At 32.5% G+C, this 5,580-nt stretch carries 2 protein-coding genes and 1 pseudogene; all 3 read right to left on the reverse strand.

What is annotated here, in order from left to right; genetic code table 11:
* Positions 1–244: pseudogene (locus AB4585_RS22170) on the reverse strand (transposase); the annotation flags it as partial.
* Positions 245–394: 150 nt separating this feature from the next.
* Positions 395–1,594 carry an EAL domain-containing response regulator gene (locus AB4585_RS22175; RefSeq protein ID WP_372155824.1) on the reverse strand — a complete coding sequence of 400 codons (1,200 nt, stop codon included), beginning with the start codon at positions 1,592–1,594 and terminating at the stop codon, positions 395–397.
* The gene (locus tag AB4585_RS22180; protein ID WP_372170968.1) at positions 1,591–5,229 is read right to left on the reverse strand and encodes an ATP-binding protein; all 3,639 of its coding nucleotides are present in this window, start codon (positions 5,227–5,229) and stop codon (positions 1,591–1,593) included. The genes AB4585_RS22175 and AB4585_RS22180 overlap by 4 nt, the downstream gene beginning before the upstream one ends.
* Between the last annotated feature and the right edge of the window lie 351 nt (positions 5,230–5,580).

Below are 5,580 nucleotides of genomic sequence, written 5' to 3' on the forward strand. Positions count from 1 at the left end.
TTGCGATATTTGACCTGAACTGTCTTCGAGCGTTTGCTGATACAGGTGTAGTCCGTGGAACATCCAATAACTCAAAGATAGAATCGATAAAGCCTTGAAGAGCACGTAATGGAAGAGAGAAAATTCCCTTAATCATCAAGGCAGTTTCAATCGCGGTATCAGAATACTGGAAACCTCTACCACGCTTGCACAGAGCCTTATTGTATTCCGCCCAGTTAGTTATCTTCTTTTCCGCTTTACCCATGTCATCACCGTTCTAATCATCACAAAGGATCAGATCGCAGATCTTGGAAAAGGTTCAACTGATTTAAGCAACAACGCCTCTTTGGAGCGAAAACATCATGTATCTAAAATGTAATGAACTTATATAATCGAGATTCTATTTCCAATAATATCACCTAACCTTGTCGATAGAAAAAGTTGTTTTAGTGTAACAATGCTCTCTAAAGTTAAGTATATTCTCTATAAAATCAGGTTTTCCAGTTAAATACCCTTGGCATATATCAACACCTAGGTTTTTCATCGCACTGTATTCCTCGTAAACTTCAATACCTTCAGCTACAACAATCAACCCTAGTTTCTTAGCTAAACTTACAGATAACTCTAATGCATGCTTATGCTTTAGACAGAGCAAGTAATTTTTTACAAACCTTCTATCTATTTTCAACTCTGTAAATGGTATTTCAACCAAATTTATCAAATTGGAATGACCAATACCAAAATCATCAATAGATAGTCCAAATCCGTTAATTTTTAATCTAGTGATATTTTGTAACATTATAGGTTCAAGCTCATAAGCTATATTTTCAGTTATTTCAAATGTGAATCGATCAGGAGGCAATTTTTTTGAGTCTAATATATCCAATATGTACCCCACAAACGTCTCATCAGATAAGTCTTTGGATGATATATTTATCGAAAATTTTAATTCACTTGGATATTTAGCAATTTTTGAGGTTACCATATTAAACAAAGCATTAAAAATAACTCTTGTATTACCGCTTTTTTCTAGCATTGGCATAAAAGATTTTGGATATAACAATCCATCACTAGAATGATCCCAACGAATTAAAGCTTCAAAAGAAACCAGTTCTTTTGAGTTAAAACTATATTGAGGTTGATAATGGACAATAAGCTCATCACGTTCAATTCCGCTCATGATCTCTTTTAATGAATATGATGAGATATTTGAGACAAAATCATTTGAATCAACCTTTGATTTTAATTTAGCCGCACATTCAACTACCTTTTTCAATGCAATATCATTGATTGGTTTAACATTAGAACATATAATGTTTAAACCATATAATCTAGCGACTTTCTCTGCCAAGATTATAATATCTTCTCCCAAACCACTTAATATACACAAAGGTTGCTCAAAGTTAATTGCACTAAGTTTGGATAATACAAGTAAACCATCTTCCTCAGGCATATCAAGATCAATTATGACCAAATCCACAAAATTATGCCTTAAGTATTCATAAGCCAAACTCGCATGATTAAAACATAATATCTCATAAAAATCGTATTGATTAAGTTTGGACTTTATTATTTCTGTCTCTAAAGGGTTGTCATCCAATAATAAAATTTTCATTTACTCCCCCGTATATAGTGTTTGGCACTATATATATGATTATTTACATCATTAATTAAATCTTCTATTAATGTTGGAATAACTTTATTTTTAGGACTATGAATTCCATCTTCGAGCTCTTGAGCTAATAAAACGATTGATTCAATACCCAATATAGAAGCTCCTCCTTTAATTTTATGCGCGATCCTTTTAAGGTTATCTCTATTTTCTTTCTTCAACTCTATTAAATCATCAGTCATGGTAGATATAAATAAGCTTCTCATTTGCTCGACGTCTGATTCAGGAACATGATCTAACCAGTGGTCATCTGGAATTAAGTCATTGATAATTCTTGATAATTTTTCAATCCCGTAAGGCTTATATAATACTTTATCAAAACCGACCAAATTTGCGGTGTCATGTACAACTCTAGAATCTTCGGCAGTACAACCGATAATTTTCAGAAAATGAGAATCAGGAGTCATTTCCCTAACATTCCTCACTAACTCAAAACCGTCCATGATGGGCATATGACAGTCAGTTATCAACAAACGATAGTAATTAGGCTTTGTCATCAAAGCATCTAGAGCTTCTTTTCCGTTTGTTACTAATTCTGCTTCTATCCCTAAATTTCGTAATTGATTTATAATAACAATCTGGTTTATTGGATTATCTTCAGCTACAAGAACAGGGATACTAAGTGATCTCTTAGTCTGTATAATTTTTTCTTTGTTAGGTTTAGCAACTTGTAAAATAGTATCTAAAAGTAAATCAGGGAAAAATGGCTTGATACTCAAATTTGTCTTTGTACCTATAGTTTCTTTAAATGCTACCTTTTCCGAATCAAGTAAAATGGTACAATCAAACTCTTTGCTTAATGATACATTATCCATATCACTGATTAGGACTTTGTTAATTGGACTTAATATATTCTCATTACAACCCCAAACAGAGAGCCATTCTGAAATAATTTCGAAATTGCTCTTATAGTGAATATAATATCCAGATAATAATTCCCCATAATATGAGACAAATTCATGACTTAATTCCAAATCTACTTTCGTCCCGACCCCTTCCAAACTTGAAACTTTTAAAGTTCCTTTCATCAGACTTGTTAATTCTGAAACAATAGTTAACCCTAAGCCAGTCCCACCATATTTTCTTGCAATTGAGTTATCAGCTTGTACGAATGGACTAAATATGATTTTTTGCTTATCATGCGACATTCCACAGCCGCTATCTGCTATAGAAATGAAAATCTTATCATTATCAATAGAAACATCAACTAATACACTTCCTTTATCAGTAAATTTGATAGCATTAGACAAGAGATTATTAAGGATCTGTGCATATCGAAGTGAATCAATAGATATGATATTAATAGGAGTCGGTGAAAAGTTATATTTTAATGTTAAACCTTTTTCACGAGCTGCAGCTAAATGTAACCTTACAACCTCTCCAGTTTCACGTAAAATATTGCATTCCCTAGGCTCTAATTTTAATTGACCAGCGTCTATTTTTGAGAAGTCAAGTATATCGTTAACTAGAACGTTAAGTTGGCGAGCTGAAGTGGAAACATTTGATAGTAACACTCGACTTTCTTCATCTGAAATTCGGTTTGACAACATCTCCAATAGACCAACCATACCTGCAATTGGAGTTCTCAACTCATGGCTCATTGAAGCTAAAAATTTATCTCGTATTGATATCGCCTTTTCTGCTTTTCCTTTGGCGGTTATTAATTCTCTTTCTTGGAGTTTTTTTTCGGTGATATCAGTAATTATTGATAATACATAGTTTTTGTTATTAGCTTTTATGCGCATACAAATATATTCAACGGTTTCCATTTTCATAGCACAGTTATTTACATCTAAAGTATAATTTATAGTATTACCGTTATTCAACACGTCCCTTCTATTTTCCTTCGTCTGTAAAAATTCGTTAGAGTCGCTAGTAGAACGTATAAGGCAACTATCGCAACGTCCACTCTGAAACTCCTTACAACTAGAAAGTAATAATGTGTCTGTGTCATCGTATATGAACACTTGAGACGGGAATTGAGTAATAACACATTGAAGGAAGTTTTTTTCTAATTCGAAATTTTTCGCATCATTTTCTTTTATTATAAATTGAAGATTTAAATTCTTCTGCCTTAAATATATTAACACACCAGCTACCGCTATCAATATAAATAATATTGCAATAATCCTGATGAAATGTTTATAATCAACTCCGTAAACAACGTTAAAGGGGTCATAAGAGTTCTTTATTTTGTTTATCTCATTAGAATCCCATGTTTTAAATGCACTATTCAATAATTCTAACAATAATTTATTGTCATTTGAAACGGCCATTGTTGCATCCACACTTCTATAATCTTTCCTATCAACGATATAATCATCTGTCGCATCAGACGAAGCAATTATGTCGACGAGGTCCTCTCTTATGTAAGCTTTTTTTATCTCACCAGACTCAAGTGCTCGTAAGATAGATTTAGGATTAGAAAAAAGTAAAACACTCTCACCAAAAACTTGCGTCTTTATTCCTAGCTTTTCTTTACCTTGTGCAAGTAAAACACCTTCTAACACGCTAGTAATTGACACACTTTTTGCTAAAGATAATGCATAATAACGAAATGAAATGACCGGATTTGTAGAACTAGCCAACCCAAAGTAATCACTGGTACTTAAAGTAAACGGTATTAGATTTATATCCCCCAAAGTAAGCATTTCAACAAGACTTTTACCATTATCATTAGCAATGTACTTAAACTCTAGTTCAGTTCTACTTTCTATTAATTTTAATATATCATATAAATAACCAGTTAAATTACCGCTTTGATTACGAAAAAGAAGAGGGAATACATCATCATCAAATGAATACTTAATGACATGATCACTGCGAGTTTTGTATTTGTTATTGTTTACTTCTAAAGTGTAATAATAGTTGTTGTTATCGTTAATGGAAACTTCCCGATCTGACCTTAAATTCCCTACTACTTCATCAACAATTTTTGTTAATCTGACGTTGTCCTTCTTTGAAAAAAGCGTCAAATTTACACTCCCTCCCCAATCTGGTGATTGTAGATTTCCACTTAATTCATCGGAGTTATTTAAAAACTTACTCAATGTAACATAACTTGCTAGTACAGCATCTATTTCTTTTGATGAAACGCTTTTCATAGCACTATCTATACTAATATACTTTTGGAAATTTTGAATATTTTCTGACTCTAAAATGTTACAGTATATAGTTCCCACAACGCAGGCCCATAGGCCATTTTTTTTAACTTCTGAGGTTGAAATAGACCAATATGCCACACTTTTTTTTAAGATTGGGACTGAATATAATGATTTATCATCTAGAGTTCCTGTTCTTTTAAAGTATAACGCCAGATCAACTTTCTTATGATTTAAATTATTCTTTAAACTATTAATTTCATCAAAAATTACATATTCTACATCTAATCCAATTTTATTGAAAATTTCCTCTAAGGAATCCAATTCTATTTCATTGAATCCATTCATCACCCCAACTTTAAGTAACTCACCATTTTCTAAAGGCTTTATCTCATTATTAGGTATAAGATCCTTACTTAAGGATGGCAGGGGTAAACATAAAAAAGCTAATACGACTAACAGTTTTTTGTATGACATTAACAGATAACCAATGACAGAAATTTTCCATATAATCGCCTACAGGAAACATGCCGTCAAATATAAGCATATGATGGATTTATTATAAGCTTTTGTATTATATACTAAAAATATCACCAACCATCTCATAGCCACCCGAAAATAAGACATTTCGCACGCACCAATAAGGCACTTCTTACGCGCAAGGTAAGTTTATCAACAGTCACTGTTGCAAAAGTCCTTCTTAACTTGCTCAAGCAAACACGACGACAAATCCTTAAGGTGCCCTGAAATTTTTTCACCGCTCATAAATATGTTGAGTTCAATGGGACAATAAAAAGTAATGTTCCAATGGGCTTTGTTTCCTAATTG

The organism is Vibrio sp. 10N.222.49.C9 (assembly GCF_041474985.1).
Classification (GTDB): Bacteria; Pseudomonadota; Gammaproteobacteria; order Enterobacterales; family Vibrionaceae; genus Vibrio; species Vibrio crassostreae_C.